The sequence below is a fragment of the Enterobacter cloacae complex sp. HYC080_NIDB genome (assembly GCF_056673325.1).
The window spans coordinates 3,295,653-3,310,302 of sequence record NZ_CP114212.1 but is presented as its reverse complement, the minus strand read 5'-3'; the positions used below and the strand labels follow the sequence as shown (position 1 = coordinate 3,310,302).

General features: G+C 58.7%; 13 protein-coding genes. 8 read left to right on the top strand and 5 right to left on the bottom strand.

From position 1 onward, the window contains the following. Nucleotides 1-75: 75 nt before the first annotated feature. From betA to betI, 3 genes are read right to left on the bottom strand one after another with little or no spacing between them, the layout of a single operon-like run. Nucleotides 76-1,740: a choline dehydrogenase gene (gene betA, locus O1723_RS15775; protein ID WP_023336878.1), complete on the bottom strand. Its 1,665-nt coding sequence runs from the start codon at nt 1,738-1,740 to the stop codon at nt 76-78. Nucleotides 1,741-1,753: 13 nt separating this feature from the next. Continuing rightward, on the bottom strand, nt 1,754-3,226 hold the full coding sequence (gene betB, locus O1723_RS15770) for a betaine-aldehyde dehydrogenase (RefSeq protein WP_023336879.1): 1,473 nt from the start codon (nt 3,224-3,226) through the stop codon (nt 1,754-1,756). Nucleotides 3,227-3,239: 13 nt separating this feature from the next. After that, nucleotides 3,240-3,827 (bottom strand): transcriptional regulator BetI, encoded by a 588-nt coding sequence (gene betI / locus O1723_RS15765; protein ID WP_014882933.1) that lies wholly within the window; start codon nt 3,825-3,827, stop codon nt 3,240-3,242. 128 nt (nt 3,828-3,955) lie between these two features. Between betI and betT the strand changes: the two genes are divergently transcribed. The 7 genes from betT to O1723_RS15730 all read left to right on the top strand — a co-directional run bounded on the left by betT (nt 3,956) and on the right by O1723_RS15730 (nt 10,376). After that, nucleotides 3,956-5,989, top strand: a complete 2,034-nt coding sequence (gene betT / locus O1723_RS15760; protein WP_023336880.1) for a choline BCCT transporter BetT — start codon at nt 3,956-3,958, stop codon at nt 5,987-5,989. 136 nt (nt 5,990-6,125) lie between these two features. Further along, the gene (locus O1723_RS15755) at nt 6,126-6,518 is read left to right on the top strand and encodes a type II toxin-antitoxin system RelE/ParE family toxin (protein ID WP_023336881.1); all 393 of its coding nucleotides are present in this window, start codon (nt 6,126-6,128) and stop codon (nt 6,516-6,518) included. Then, on the top strand, nt 6,515-6,799 hold the full coding sequence (gene nadS / locus O1723_RS15750; protein WP_014882936.1) for a NadS family protein: 285 nt from the start codon (nt 6,515-6,517) through the stop codon (nt 6,797-6,799). Before O1723_RS15755 ends, nadS begins: the two co-directional genes overlap by 4 nt. A 166-nt stretch (nt 6,800-6,965) precedes the next feature. Next, complete coding sequence (locus O1723_RS15745) at nt 6,966-7,877, top strand: metal ABC transporter substrate-binding protein (protein WP_014882937.1); 912 nt, start codon at nt 6,966-6,968, stop codon at nt 7,875-7,877. 2 nt (nt 7,878-7,879) lie between these two features. Continuing rightward, nucleotides 7,880-8,686 (top strand): iron/manganese ABC transporter ATP-binding protein SitB, encoded by an 807-nt coding sequence (gene sitB / locus O1723_RS15740; protein ID WP_023336882.1) that lies wholly within the window; start codon nt 7,880-7,882, stop codon nt 8,684-8,686. Further along, the gene (gene sitC, locus O1723_RS15735) at nt 8,683-9,540 is read left to right on the top strand and encodes an iron/manganese ABC transporter permease subunit SitC (RefSeq protein ID WP_023336883.1); all 858 of its coding nucleotides are present in this window, start codon (nt 8,683-8,685) and stop codon (nt 9,538-9,540) included. The genes sitB and sitC overlap by 4 nt, the downstream gene beginning before the upstream one ends. Further along, entirely contained in the window at nt 9,537-10,376 is an 840-nt protein-coding gene (locus tag O1723_RS15730; RefSeq protein WP_023336884.1) for a metal ABC transporter permease, read from the top strand. Before sitC ends, O1723_RS15730 begins: the two co-directional genes overlap by 4 nt. Here O1723_RS15730 and entD read toward each other — a convergent pair. Continuing rightward, a complete protein-coding gene (gene entD / locus O1723_RS15725; RefSeq protein WP_248190748.1) occupies nt 10,330-11,004 on the bottom strand; it encodes an enterobactin synthase subunit EntD in 675 nt (224 codons plus the stop codon). The two genes, O1723_RS15730 and entD, sit on opposite strands and share 47 nt — an antisense overlap. A 59-nt stretch (nt 11,005-11,063) precedes the next feature. Then, on the bottom strand, nt 11,064-13,304 hold the full coding sequence (locus O1723_RS15720) for a TonB-dependent siderophore receptor (RefSeq protein ID WP_023332349.1): 2,241 nt from the start codon (nt 13,302-13,304) through the stop codon (nt 11,064-11,066). A 145-nt stretch (nt 13,305-13,449) separates the two neighbouring features. On the opposite strand from O1723_RS15720, the gene fes reads away from it, so the two are divergent. Continuing rightward, nucleotides 13,450-14,646: an enterochelin esterase gene (gene fes / locus O1723_RS15715; protein WP_023336886.1), complete on the top strand. Its 1,197-nt coding sequence runs from the start codon at nt 13,450-13,452 to the stop codon at nt 14,644-14,646. Nucleotides 14,647-14,650 lie beyond the last annotated feature (4 nt).

Sequence of the window (14,650 nt, the reverse complement as noted above, 5' to 3'; positions counted from 1 at the left end):
GGGAAATGAAAATAAATTTAGGAGACGTTTATTCCCTCTCCCCTGTGGGGAGAGGGTAAGGGTGAGGGGGCACCCTCAGCGGCGAACCGGCGCCCCGTTCGCGACATAATACGCGGCCGTGCTCTTCGCCAGCGGTTCGCGCCCGCGAATGGCGTCTGCAATCTTCTCGCCAATCATGATGGTGGTGGCGTTCAGGTTACCAGTGATGATCTGCGGCATGATCGACGCATCCACCACGCGCAGCCCTTCCAGCCCGTGAACGCGGCCTTCGCCGTCGACAACCGCCATCTCGTCATAGCCCATCTTACAGGTACCGCACGGGTGGAAGGCGGTTTCGGCGTGGTTGCGCACGAACTCGTCCAGCTGTTCGTCGGTCTGGCACTCGACGCCCGGGCTGATCTCGCGACCGCGGTACTTGTCCAGCGCAGGCTGGTGCATGATCTCGCGGGTGATACGGATCGCGTCGCGGAACTCCTGCCAGTCCTGTTCGTGAGACATGTAGTTGAACAGGATCGCCGGATGCTGATGCGGATCGCGCGACTTGATGCGCACGTGGCCGCGGCTCGGCGAGCGCATGGAGCCGACGTGGCACTGGAAGCCGTGCTCTTTTACCGCATTCGAACCGTTGTAGTTAATCGCCACCGGCAGGAAGTGGTACTGAATGTTCGGCCACGCGAACTCCTCGCGGCTGCGGATAAACCCGCCCGCTTCGAAGTGGTTGCTCGCGCCCACGCCGGTGCCGCCAAACAGCCACTCGGCGCCAATCTTCGGCTGGTTCCACCACTGCAGGGCAGGGTAGAGGGAGACCGGCTCTTTGCATTCGTACTGGAGGTACATCTCCAGGTGATCCTGCAGGTTCTCACCCACGCCGGGTAAGTCATGCACCAGCGGAATGTCGAACTGCTTCAGGAGTTCAGCGTTGCCCACGCCGGAACGCTGAAGGATCTGCGGAGAGGCAATCGCCCCCGCGCACAGCAGCACTTCTTTGTTCGCCGTTGCTTTCGACGGGATAGTGCTTTCGCCCTCCAGCCACTCGACGCCCACCGCGCGTTTGCCTTCAAAGAGGATGCGATCGGTCATGGCGTGGGTACGGATGGTCAGGTTCGGGCGTTGCTTTGCCTGGTCCAGATAGCCGCGCGCGGTGCTGGCGCGTCGGCCCTTCGGCGTGACCGTGCGGTCCATCGGGCCGAAGCCTTCCTGCTGATAGCCGTTGAGATCGTCCGTGCGCGGGTAGCCCGCCTGCACGCCCGCTTCCACCATCGCCTCAAACAGCGGGTTCACGCCCGGTTTGGAGGTGGTAACGCTCACCGGACCGTCGCCGCCATGGTAGTCATTCGGCCCTACGTCGCGCGTCTCCGCCTTGCGGTAGTAGGGCAGGCAGTTGAGATAGCTCCAGTGCTCCAGACCCGGCTCTTTCGCCCAGTGGTCGAGATCCATCGCGTTACCGCGCACGTAGCACATGCCGTTGATCAGCGATGAGCCGCCCAGCCCTTTACCGCGTCCGCACTCCATGCGGCGGTTGTTCATAAACGGCTCTGGCTCGGTTTCATACGCCCAGTTGTAGCGCTTGCCCTGCAGCGGGAACGCCAGCGCGGCAGGCATCTGGGTGCGGAAGTCAAAGCGGTAATCCGGTCCGCCCGCCTCAAGCAGCAGCACGGTGGTATTCGGATCTTCAGTCAGTCGTGTTGCCAGTACGTTGCCGGCAGAGCCGGCGCCGATAATGATGTAGTCAAATTGCAAATAAACCTCCCGGTTAAAATATGGACTGGAATTTACCCATCTCAACCTGGATGGACTTCACCTGGGTGTAGCTCTGCAGCGTCATAACGCCGTTCTCGCGGCCAATGCCGGAGTGTTTGTAACCGCCCACCGGCATCTCTGCGGCGGATTCACCCCAGGTGTTGATCCAGCAGATGCCCGCTTCGAGCTGATGAATGGTGCCGTGGGCGCGGTTCAGATCGGCAGTGACGATACCCGCCGCCAGTCCGTAGTCGGTATCGTTGGCGCGGCGAATCGCTTCTTCATCGGTTTCATAGGTGAGGATGGACATCACCGGGCCGAAGATCTCTTCGCGCACGATGGTCATCTCGTCGGTGCAGTCGGTGAACACGGTCGGGGCCACCCACGCGCCGTTATCAAACCCTTCGCCCTTCAGCACGTCGCCGCCGCACAGCACGCGCGCGCCTTCTTCTTTACCTTTGGCGATGTAGCGCAGCACGCTGTCGCGGTGCGGGAAGCTGACCATCGGGCCAAAGTTGGTTTTCACATCGAACAGATCGCCCGCGCGGATGCGGCCCACGCGCTCAACGATTTTCTGCTCAAACGCGGCCTTAAATTTCGCGGGCACGAACACGCGGGTGCCGTTGGTGCAGACCTGACCGGAGCTGAAGAAGTTGGCCATCATGGCGATGTCTGCCGCCAGATCCAGATCCGCATCGTCGAAAACAATCAGCGGCGATTTGCCGCCCAGCTCCATCGTCACCTCTTTCAGGGACGAGGCCGCCGAGTTGGCCATCACCTTTTTGCCGCTGGCAACGCCGCCGGTAAAGGAGACCTTCGCGATGCCCGGATGCTCGGTCAGGTACTGGCCGGTCTCCGCGCCTACGCCCGGCAGGACGTTAAACACGCCGTCCGGCAGACCCGCTTCGGTATAGATTTCGGCAAGCCTGAGGGCGGTGAGCGGCGTCACTTCGCTCGGCTTGAAGATCATCGCGTTACCCGCCGCCAGCGCCGGGGCCGATTTCCACAGGGCGATCTGGATCGGGTAGTTCCACGCGCCGATGCCCGCCACCACGCCCAGTGGCTCGCGGCGGGTGTAGACGAATGAGGTGTCGCGCAGCGGGATCTGGCTGCCTTCCAGCGCCGGGATCAGCCCTGCGTAATACTCCAGCACGTCCGCGCCGGTGACGATGTCCACTGTCGAGGTTTCGGAATACGCTTTACCGGTATCGAGGGTTTCCAGCTTCGCCAGCGCGTCGTTACGCTCGCGCAGGATATCCACGGCGCGACGCAGGATGCGTGAGCGCTCCATGGCGGTCATTGCCGCCCAAATTTTTTGCCCGCGTGTTGCGCTTTCCACGGCGCGGTCGACGTCTTCACGCCCGGCGGCCTGAACGCTCGCCAGGACTTCACCGTTGGCCGGGTTGATGGTCTCGAAGGTGCGACCGCTGGTGGCGGGTGTATAACCACCATTGATATAAAGCTGCTGTTCTGCCATTCGGGACATACTTTCTCCTCGGTTATTCGGTCGGTAAATGCTGGCTGATAAAGTGGCTGGTGAGCGACTGGGCCAGCGTTTTATCCAGCGGTTTGCCGCTCAGTGCGGCACGCAGCCAAAGCCCGTCGATCAGTGCCGCCAGCCCGTAGCCCGCTTCCTGCGCCTGCTCGCGTGGCAGTTCGCGGCGGAACTCGTACACCAGGTTCGACAGCAGGCGGCGGCTGCTGACCTGCTGCAGACGGTAGAGCATCGGCTGGTGCATGCTGCTCGCCCAGAAGGCCAGCCAGGCTTTCATTGCCGCGCTGCTGATCTGGGTTTCATCAAAATTGCCGCCGACAATCGCCTGTAATCGCTGCTCCGCGCTGCCGTCCGGCAGGGCGTGCAAGCGGCTTAATACCGCATCGCGCAACTGCCCGGTGATGTCGCGCATGGTCGCTTCCAGCAGACCGTTTTTGTCTTTGAAATAGTGACTGATGATCCCCGTGGAAACGCCCGCCCGACGGGCGATCTGTGCGATGGTTGCGTCGTGCATTCCCACTTCATTTATTGCTTCCAGCGTGGCGTTAATAAGCTGCCTGCGCCGGATCGGCTGCATCCCCACTTTGGGCATTGTTGCCACTCCATTCATCAGCGTTGGTAATACATTAAAGCGGTTTTTGATTGGACGTTCAATATAAAATGTGTCTTAATTGTTGCTGATTTGGATTTTAATAGTTACAAAAACAGTGGGGATACTGGATGACAGACCTTTCACAAGACAGAGAAAAAGACAAAATCAACCCGGTCGTTTTTTATACTTCCGCCGGGCTGATTTTGTTGTTTTCCCTGACGACGATCTTCTTTCGTGATTTTTCCGCCGAGTGGATTGGGCACACGCTGAACTGGGTGTCGAAGACCTTTGGCTGGTACTATCTTCTGGCGGCGACGCTCTATATTGTCTTCGTGGTTTGCATCGCCTGCTCGCGCTTCGGTTCGGTGAAGCTTGGGCCAGAGCAGTCCAAGCCCGAGTTCAGCCTGCTGAGCTGGGCCGCAATGCTGTTTGCTGCGGGTATCGGCATCGACCTGATGTTCTTCTCCGTGGCTGAACCGGTCACGCAGTATATGCAGCCGCCGGAAGGGGCAGGGCAGACGATGGAGGCCGCGCGCCAGGCGATGGTCTGGACGCTGTTCCACTACGGCCTGACGGGCTGGTCGATGTACGCCCTGATGGGGATGGCGCTCGGATACTTTAGCTACCGTTATAATTTGCCCCTCACTATCCGCTCTGCGCTGTACCCGATTTTTGGCAAAAAAATTAACGGGCCGATTGGTCACACCGTTGATATCGCAGCAGTGATTGGCACCATCTTCGGCATCGCGACCACGCTCGGTATCGGCGTGGTGCAGCTCAACTACGGGCTAAGCGTGCTGTTTGATATTCCGGATTCAATGGCGGCGAAAGCGGCGCTGATTGCGCTCTCCGTGATTATCGCCACCATCTCGGTGACCTCCGGCGTGGACAAGGGCATCCGCGTGCTCTCCGAGCTGAACGTCGCGCTGGCGCTGGGCCTGATCCTGTTCGTGCTGTTTATGGGCGACACCTCGTTCCTGCTCAACGCGCTGGTGCTCAACGTGGGCGACTACGTGAACCGCTTTATGGGGATGACGCTGAACAGTTTCGCCTTCGACCGTCCGGTGGAGTGGATGAATAACTGGACGCTGTTCTTCTGGGCGTGGTGGGTTGCGTGGTCGCCGTTTGTCGGCCTGTTCCTGGCGCGAATTTCGCGCGGGCGCACCATCCGCCAGTTTGTGATGGGCACGCTGATTATCCCGTTCACCTTTACCCTGCTGTGGCTGTCGATTTTCGGCAACAGCGCGCTGCACGAGATCATCCACGGCAATGCGGGTTTTGCTCAGGAAGCGATGGCGCACCCGGAGCGCGGCTTCTACAGCCTGCTGGCGCAGTACCCGGCGTTCACCTTTAGCGCCTCCGTGGCGACCATCACCGGGCTGCTGTTCTACGTCACCTCGGCGGATTCCGGCGCGCTGGTGCTGGGGAACTTCACCTCGAAGCTGAAGGACATCAACAGCGACGCGCCGAACTGGCTGCGCATCTTCTGGTCGGTCGCCATCGGTCTTCTGACGCTCGGCATGCTGATGACCAACGGTATTTCGGCGCTGCAGAACACGACGGTGATCATGGGCCTGCCGTTTAGCTTCGTCATCTTCTTCGTGATGGCCGGGCTGTATAAATCGCTCAAAGTGGAAGACTATCGCCGCGTCAGCGCCAGCCGTGATACCGCGCCGCGTCCGATGGGCGCGCAGGACAGGCTGAGCTGGAAGAAACGTCTGTCGCGCCTGATGAACTACCCGGGCACGCGCTACACCAAACAGATGATGGAGACGGTCTGCTTCCCGGCGATGGAGGAAGTCGCACAGGAGTTGCGCCTGCGGGGTGCCTACGTGGAGCTGAAAAATCTGCCGCCGGATGAAGGCGAAAACCTGGGGCACCTGGATCTGCTGGTGCACATGGGCGACGAGCAAAACTTCGTCTACCAGATCTGGCCGCAGCAGTATTCGGTGCCCGGGTTTACCTACCGGGCGCGCAGCGGGAAGTCGACCTATTACCGGCTGGAGACCTTCCTGCTGGAAGGTAGCCAGGGGAACGACCTGATGGACTACAGCAAGGAGCAGGTGATTACGGACATTCTGGACCAGTACGAGCGCCACCTGAACTTTATCCATCTGCACAGGGAAGCGCCGGGGAATAGCGTGATGTTCCCGGATGTCTAAACAGATTCTTAAAACTTCATCATGCTGTATATAAATACAGTCAACTGACGCAATATTACTCATGGAAGAGTAATATTGCAGCGACAGCCTGCGCTGATGAGCCAGGCTGTTATTGTTTTTCGGGAAGGAACCATGGATGAGTCACGCGATAGAATTTATCGAAACTTCACTTTTTACCCGCCAGATCAAAAGCATTGCTACGGATGATGAATTAAAGGATCTCCAAAAGGAACTCATTGCCCGGCCTGATAAAGGTGACCTGATTCAGCATACGGGGGGATTACGTAAAATAAGGCTGGCCGCAGGCTCAAAAGGAAAGAGAGGGGGAGCCAGAGTGATTTACTTTCTGGCAACGGAAGAGGTGATCTATTTCATCATGGCCTACCTAAAAAGCACCAGGGACAGCCTGACTGAGGCAGAGAAAGCTGAACTTAAAAAACTGACTTCTGTTCTGAAAAATACTACTTCCTATGCCATAAATGGTAGGTGTACTATGTACTCCATTCAGGCAGGAGGAGGCAGACAATGAGTATATTCGATGAATTAAAATCTTCGCTTGAAGAAGCCGTTGAGATCCATAGCGGAAGGAAGGCAGCTTCCAGAGTAACCCGCTATGAAGTTGCAGATGTTCGCGCAATCAGAGAACAGCTCAATATCACCCAAAGCGAAATGGCGAAGGCGCTTGGCACGAGCGTTGACACGATAAAAAGCTGGGAGTCTAAACGTCGCAACCCAACCGGACTGGCGGCGAAGGTACTGAATGTGATTCGGGAGAACCCTGCATTTTATAAGGCCCTTGCCGGGCATTAGGTAGCCCTCTTGCCGGGTGGCGCTGCGCTTACCCGGCCCACAAAACGAACCGCCTTCGTTGAGATATCTTTAATGATAACTATTTTCATTTAAATATAGCCTGTGCTATACCTTATAGCACGGGCTAATTTTGCTTTGAATTTAATCACCTCGGGAGAGTTCTGCGATGCACCTACTGCAAGGATTGAAGCGTCTGTTGTTCAGCTCGCTGCTACTGACCGCGGCCACCACGGGCGCGCAGGCGGCTGAAAAATTCCAGGTCATCACGACCTTTACCGTTATCGCTGATATGGCGAAAAACGTGGCGGGGGACGCCGCAGATGTCACTTCTATCACCAAACCGGGCGCTGAAATCCATGAGTATCAGCCCACGCCCGGCGACATCAAGCGCGCGCAAAAGGCGCAGCTGATTCTGGCGAACGGCATGAATCTGGAACTGTGGTTCCAGCGGTTTTATCAGCATCTGAACGGCGTGCCGGAAGTGATTGTCACCAAAGGCATTACGCCGATGGGGATCGGGGAAGGGCCGTATAACGGCAAACCCAACCCGCACGCGTGGATGTCTCCGGATAACGCCCTGATTTACGTCGATAACATTCGTGACGCGCTGGTGAAGTACGACCCGGCGAATGCGCAGACCTATCAGCGCAACGCTGAAGCCTATAAGCAGAAGATCACCGCTACCCTCGAACCGCTGCGTAAGCAGGTTGCGGAGATCCCGGAAGATAAGCGCTGGATGGTCACCAGTGAAGGGGCGTTCTCCTATCTGGCGCGGGATCTGGGCCTGAAAGAGCTTTACCTGTGGCCGATCAACGCCGATCAGCAGGGCACGCCTCAGCAGGTGCGCAAGGTTATCGATCTGGTGAAAAAACATCGCATCCCGGCGGTGTTCAGCGAAAGTACGGTCTCCGATAAACCCGCGCGCCAGGTGGCACGGGAAACCGATACCCATTACGGCGGCGTGCTGTATGTCGACTCCCTGAGCGCAGAAAACGGCCCGGTGCCGACCTATATCGATCTGTTGAACGTCACGACCCGCACGCTGGTGCAGGGCATCCGTGACGGCATGAAGGAGTAACCATGCAGAAGGGGATTGTCGTAACCGATTTGACCGTGACCTACCGTAACGGTCATACCGCATTGCGTGATGCCTCGTTCAGCGTGCCGGGCGGTTCGATTGCCGCACTGGTCGGCGTGAACGGTTCCGGCAAATCTACGCTGTTTAAGGCGGTGATGGGCTTTGTACGGGCGGCAAGCGGCACGATCACTATTCTGGGATTACCGCCTCACCGGGCGCTCCGTCAGAACCTGGTCGCCTACGTGCCGCAGTCGGAAGAGGTTGACTGGTCGTTCCCGGTGCTGGTGGAAGACGTGGTGATGATGGGCCGCTACGGACATATGGGTTTTTTGCGTCGGCCAAAAGCGCTGGATCGGCAGATCGTCACCGACGCTCTGAAACGGGTGGATATGCTTGAGCTGCGCCATCGGCAGATTGGCGAGCTCTCCGGCGGGCAAAAGAAACGCGTGTTTCTGGCGCGGGCGATTGCCCAGCAGGGCGAGGTGATCCTGCTCGACGAGCCGTTTACCGGCGTGGACGTTAAAACTGAAGCCAGAATTATCACCCTGCTGCGGGAACTGCGCGATGAGGGCAAAACCATGCTGGTATCGACCCACAATTTAGGCTCCGTCTCCGAGTTTTGCGATTACACGGTCATGGTCAAAGGTACCGTGCTGGCAAGCGGCCCGACGGAAACCACCTTTACCGCCGAAAATCTGGAGCGCGCCTTCAGCGGCGTGCTGCGCCACGTGGTGCTCAGCGGCTCTGAAGATCGCATTATTACCGACGATGAACGCCCCTTCGTGACGCACCGTCAGGAGGTAAAATGAGCGTACTTCTGGAACCCTTCGGCTACGAGTACATGCTGAACGCGATGTGGGTTTCGGCGATGGTGGGCGGGCTGTGCGCGTTTCTCTCGTGCTATCTGATGCTAAAAGGCTGGTCGCTGATTGGCGATGCGCTCTCGCACTCCATCGTACCGGGCGTGGCGGGAGCCTACATGCTCGGGCTGCCGTTTTCGCTGGGGGCGTTCCTGTCGGGCGGGCTGGCGGCGGGCAGCATGCTGTTTCTCAACCAGCGCAGCCGCCTGAAAGAGGACGCCATCATCGGGCTGATCTTCTCCTCCTTTTTCGGTCTGGGGCTGTTTATGGTCTCACTCAACCCGACCTCGGTGAATATTCAGACTATCGTCCTCGGGAATATCCTCGCCATTGCCCCGGAAGACATCGTCCAGCTGGCGATTATCGGCGTGGTGTCGATGCTTGTTCTGCTGTTCAAATGGAAAGATTTGATGGTGACCTTTTTTGATGAGAACCACGCCCGCGCCATCGGTCTGCGTCCTGAACGTCTGAAGATCCTTTTCTTTACCCTGCTGGCGGTTTCCACCGTGGCTGCGCTGCAAACCGTCGGCGCATTTCTGGTGATCTGTCTGGTGGTCACGCCCGGCGCGACCGCGTGGCTACTGACCGATCGCTTCCCGCGACTGCTGATGATTGCCGTCGCCATGGGTAGCATTACCAGCTTCCTTGGCGCATGGGCGAGCTATTATCTCGACGGCGCGACCGGCGGTATTATCGTGGTCGCCCAGACGCTGCTGTTCCTGCTGGCGTTCGTCTTTGCGCCGAAGCACGGGCTGCTCGCCAGCCGCCGTCGGGCGCGCCGGGCGCAGGAGGTCCACCCATGATCGCGCTGCTCCTTGAACCCTTCCAGTTTGCGTTTATGAACAACGCGCTGCTGATTTCACTGCTGGTCGCCGTGCCCTGCGCGCTGCTGTCGGTTTTTCTGGTGCTCAAGGGCTGGGCGCTGATGGGCGACGCCATGAGCCATGCGGTGTTTCCCGGCGTCGTGCTGGCCTGGATGATGGGGCTGCCGCTGGCGCTGGGCGCATTCATTGCCGGTCTGTTCTGCGCGGTCGCCACCGGATACCTGAAAGACAATAGCCGCATCAAGCAGGATACGGTTATGGGGATCGTCTTTTCCGGCATGTTCGGTGCCGGGTTGATCCTCTACATCGCCGTCAAACCCGAGGTGCATCTCGACCATATTCTGTTCGGCGATATGCTGGGTATTAACGGGATGGACATTCTGCAAAGCGGGATTGTGGCGGGGCTGATTGCGCTGGTGATTGGCCTGAAGTGGCGGGACTTTTTGCTGTTCTGCTTTGATTATCTGCAGGCGCAGGCGAGCGGGTTGCGCACTCGCTGGCTGCACTATGGATTACTGTGCATGGTTTCGCTGACTATCGTGGCGACGCTGAAAGCGGTGGGGATTATTCTGTCGATTTCGTTGCTCATTGCGCCCGGCGCGGTGGCGGTGCTGATCACCCGGCGCTTCCACATGGCGCTGCTGGTGGCGGTAGCCGTTTCCGCGCTCGTGTCCGTAAGCGGCGTCTATGCGTCGTTTTATCTCGACAGCGCGCCTGCTCCGACCATCGTCGTGCTGTTCGCGGTCGTGTTTATCGTGACGTTTGTAGTCACCAGCGTGAAGGCCCGTCGACAGGAGAGTGTGACAGCAGGGTAATCGCCTTTTCGCCGTGCTGTTGCCAGTGAACGGTAAAGGCGGTGCCTTCGGGATAGCCCGCGCGCTGGCAGGTCAATGCCAGCGTAAGCGTCTTATCGACGAGCTGCGTGACGCGGGCGCTGTCAAATCCCATCCAGGCCTGCACCTGCGGAAAGAGGGCTTTGAACAGGCTCTCTTTGGCGCTAAACACCAGCGTCAGGGCGAGGGCGAACGGGTAACCCGAGCGGGAAAGGACGCTCTCTTCCTGCGCATCAATAATGCCGTCTTTGATTTCCCGGGCTTCGTTTTCGGGGAGGATCGTTTCGCAATCAATGCCGATAAGCGCAGGGTGTTCGCGCATAACGACAGCCATGGCCTGCGTGCTGATGTGGGTAATGCTGCCAGACACTTCCTGTGGCCAGAGTGGTTCCCCGCTGGGGCCGATGCCGGGTATGGTGTGGTCCGGTAAGGCATGCGCCGCGGCGATGCGCCCGGCAAGATGCTCGGCTTTGCGTTTGCGTCCGGCGTTTGAAAGCTCTGCGTGATGGGGAAGCCAGAGGAGATCGGCGTCGGTAAAAGTGGTGGGGGCGAAGGTGACGCGGTGAACGGTGCGGTCGGCGAGAATGAACGTGCTGTGGGTTGTGTGCATGGTTTTCCCTCACGCTGACCCTCTCCCCGGAGAGGAGAGGGAAGGTTTACTTCAGTGCCTTAAAAATGCGTATTCACACTCATATACCACGTGCGACCCGGCTCATTATACGTATACGCTCCCGCACCGTACATATACGCGCCGGTGGTGGCATTCCCCGTGGTTTGGGCATTACCCGCACGCCACTGGCGCTTGTCGAAGACGTTATCCACGCCGCCGGTCAGGCTGACGTTTTTGGTCACGTCCCAGGTCGCGCTCAGGCCAACGATGCTGTACGGGCTAACTTCGTCTTTCTCAGACCCGCTCACCGGTTCTCCCTTGTAGTTGTATTTCTTCGGCTGCTGCTTGCCGTACCAGGTGAAGGTCGACTGCAGCGACACATCCTGATGCACCTGCCAGCTCAGGGTCGAGTTTAGCGTGTACTCCGGAATGATCGACAGACGGTCGCCGGTCTCCTTGTTCTTACTCTGCAGCATGTAAGTGATGTTATTGGTCCAGTTGATCGTGTCGCTGACCGGCACGTTCAGGGAGCCTTCCAGCCCTTCAACCACCGCTTTCGGGACGTTTTCCCACTGGTAAATATCCGTCTGCACCTTACCGGAAGAGGTGTGGCCAATTGGCGCATAGCCCGCTTCAATCTTGTCGCGGTAGTCGTTGCGGAACCAGGTCACGCCCGCCAGCCAGCCGTCGCGTTTCCACTCCAGACCGATCTCTTTGTTGATGCTGGTTTCGGCTTTCAGATCGTCGTTGCCCATCATGTAGCAGCCGACGCCGTCGCCGCTTGCGTAGCAACCCTGGCCTTTACTGTAGAGCAGATAGTTCGGGTTGGTCTGATACAGGCTTGGCGCTTTGTAAGCCCGCGCAATACCCATCTTCAGCGTGAAGTCATCTCCCAGACCTTGCGACAGGTTAAGTGACGGGCTCCAGTTATTGCCGACGATGGTGTGGTGATCGAAGCGCAGGGCAGGGGTCAGCATGGTGCTGTCGGTCAGCTCCATGTTGTTCTCCGCAAACAGGGAGAAAATCTCCGCCGAGGTGTACGGACTACGGTCGTTGCTCATGCCCGGAATGGTGCCGCCCTGCTGGGTTTGCGTGAAGGAGGTCGAATCCTTCATGCGCTGCTGGTTCCACTCGGTGCCCAGGGTCAGATTCTGGTTAACGAGGAAATCAATCGGCAGATTGATTTCGCTGTGCAGCATCACGTCGGCCAGATCGGTGTCGGTGAATTTATCGCTGTTAAACAGACCTTCCGTCCCGCCAGCCAGCCCTTCGCCCAGACGGGAGTTGCGGGTGTGTTCGTACTGCGCCCAGTTGCTGGTGGTAATGCCGTTATCCCAGCCGCCGTTCCAGGTCACCGCGAAATTCTGGCGATAAATACGGTTGGTCTCTTTGCCGTAGTTTTTCTTCACCAGCGCGTTGTCGTTATTGGTGTTCTGCGTGTCGCCCGCATAAAGGTTGTTCTGGCGGCTATAGCCTGCTTCAAACTCCAGGGACTGCATGGGGGCGAAGTCCCAGCGCACGACGCCGTTGATGTCTTTGTTCTCTACACCTTCACGACCTGCGGGCAGGGTGTTGGCGTAGGCGCCGGTACGGTCAGACTGATGGCCCTGGTTGATGTCCCACGCGTCGGCCTGGGTTTTGTCCAGGTTACCGAACATGCGGAAGCTGAAATCGCCGCCCAGCGGGCCGCTCAGGCTGAAGTTGGTGCGCTTAGTGGAACCTTCATCTTTATGTTCCGGCGCATTCAGGTAGGTGTTCCAGGAGCCGTGCCACTGGTCGTCGAATTTTTTGGTGATGATGTTGACCACGCCACCTGCCGCGCCGTTGCCGTAGCGGGCGGCCGCCGGACCACGGATCACTTCGATGCGCTCGATCATCTCCGGCGGTACCCAGCCGGTATCGCCCCGGGTATCACGCTCGCCGCGCCAGCCCAGACGGATGGAGTTACGGCTGGTAACCGGTTTACCGTCGATCAGGATCAGGGTGTTTTCCGGGCCCATGCCGCGGATATCAATCTGACGGTTATTCCCGCGCTGGCCGCTGGTGGAGTTACCGGTGAGGTTCACGCCCGGCATGGTGCGGATGATTTCCGACACGTCGCGCGCGGGCGGGTTTTTACGGATCTCATCGGCGGTGATGGTCGATACGCCCGGCGCCTGCAAATTTTGCTCGGCGGCGGTGATCACCATCGTGTCTTCGTGCTGCGCGGAGGCGGCGTTGTCGTCTGCCATGGCGGGCAGCGCGACGCCATAAATCCCTAAATTGACCAGCAAGGCCAGAGAGTGAATCTTCTTATTCATTGTACGTCCCGCTTTTATGGTTATTCATGAACGCGCTTCCCACAGCGCGGGCATTACGCTATTGCAAATGCAAATAGTTATCAATAATATTATCAATAAAATTTGTCCTGAAACAAAAAAGACTGTTAAACATGAGGTTATAAGGGTGACGGCGTTAACAACGGGCAGTGAAGCGTGGTGGCAGTCGAAAAGCGGGCCTGACTTGAAACCTGAAAACGGTAAATTTCGCGTCACGTTCTGGTGGCGCGATCCGAACGGAACGCAGACCTCGTCACCGATTAAACACGTCTGGCTCAATATCACCGGCGTGACCGATCACCATCAAAATGCCCGCCCGCAGTCCCTCAAACGCATCCCGGATACCGACGTCTGGCAGTGGGAGGGAGAGTTCAGTCCCGCGTGGCGGGGGAGCTACTGTTTTATCCCTTCCGTGAATGAAAACGATTTTGCCGACGCGGTGTTTGAAGGCGAGAGTCCGGACCGTATAGCGCTGCGCGAAGGCTGGGGTAAATTGCTGCCGCACGCGGTTTCCGACCCGCTTAACCCGCAGAGCTGGCGCGGTGGCCGCGGTCATGCCGTTTCGGCGCTGGAAATGCCGGGCGCACCCGTTCAGCCAGGCTGGGATCGTCCTGATACGCCCCACCACGCGCCGGTCTGCATTGATTGGGAAAGCGCACGCCTGAAAAACCGCCGCCGAGTCTGGATTTTTACCACCGGGGAGGAAAACCCCGAGCGCCCGCTGGCGGTGCTGCTTGATGGCCAGTTCTGGGCCGAAAGCATGCCCGTCTGGCCCGCGCTGGCCGCGCTTACCCGTGAAGGCAAACTGCCCCCGGCGGTCTATGTCTTAATTGATGTGATTGATACCGCACACCGCAGCCGCGAGCTGCCCTGCAACCCCGATTTCTGGCTGGCGGTGCAGGAAGAACTCCTCCCACAGATACAACGCATTGCCCCCTTCAGCGACCGCGCCGACCGTACCGTGGCGGCAGGTCAGAGCTTCGGCGGGCTTTCCTCCCTTTATGCGGGCCTCAACTGGCCGCAGCGCTTTGGCTGCGTGCTCAGTCAGTCCGGTTCCTACTGGTGGCCGCACCGCGGCGCACAGCAGGAGGGGCTACTCATCGGGCAACTTAAAGCGGGTGAAAAAACCGCACGCGGACTGCGCATCGTCCTTGAGGCCGGGCGCAACGAACCGCTTATCTTCCGCGTGAATCAGGCGATTTACGCCGAATTGCACGCGCAGCAGGTTTACTGGCGTCAGGTTGACGGCGGACACGACGCGCTTTGCTGGCGCGGTGGGCTGACGCAGGGGCTGATGACCCTCTGGCAGCCGCTTATTCAATAACGGA

Bases quoted from the DNA above. Each gene is read 5' to 3' on its own strand.
- sitC (WP_023336883.1), top strand. From the start codon at position 8,683: ATGAGCGTACTTCTGGAACCCTTCGGCTACGAGTACATGCTGAACGCG.
- O1723_RS15755 (WP_023336881.1), top strand. From the start codon at position 6,126: ATGAGTCACGCGATAGAATTTATCGAAACTTCACTTTTTACCCGCCAG.
- O1723_RS15745 (WP_014882937.1), top strand. From the start codon at position 6,966: ATGCACCTACTGCAAGGATTGAAGCGTCTGTTGTTCAGCTCGCTGCTA.
- O1723_RS15730 (WP_023336884.1), top strand. From the start codon at position 9,537: ATGATCGCGCTGCTCCTTGAACCCTTCCAGTTTGCGTTTATGAACAAC.
- O1723_RS15720 (WP_023332349.1), bottom strand. From the start codon at position 13,304: ATGAATAAGAAGATTCACTCTCTGGCCTTGCTGGTCAATTTAGGGATT.
- betT (WP_023336880.1), top strand. From the start codon at position 3,956: ATGACAGACCTTTCACAAGACAGAGAAAAAGACAAAATCAACCCGGTC.
- nadS (WP_014882936.1), top strand. From the start codon at position 6,515: ATGAGTATATTCGATGAATTAAAATCTTCGCTTGAAGAAGCCGTTGAG.
- betB (WP_023336879.1), bottom strand. From the start codon at position 3,226: ATGTCCCGAATGGCAGAACAGCAGCTTTATATCAATGGTGGTTATACA.
- betI (WP_014882933.1), bottom strand. From the start codon at position 3,827: ATGCCCAAAGTGGGGATGCAGCCGATCCGGCGCAGGCAGCTTATTAAC.
- entD (WP_248190748.1), bottom strand. From the start codon at position 11,004: ATGCACACAACCCACAGCACGTTCATTCTCGCCGACCGCACCGTTCAC.
- sitB (WP_023336882.1), top strand. From the start codon at position 7,880: ATGCAGAAGGGGATTGTCGTAACCGATTTGACCGTGACCTACCGTAAC.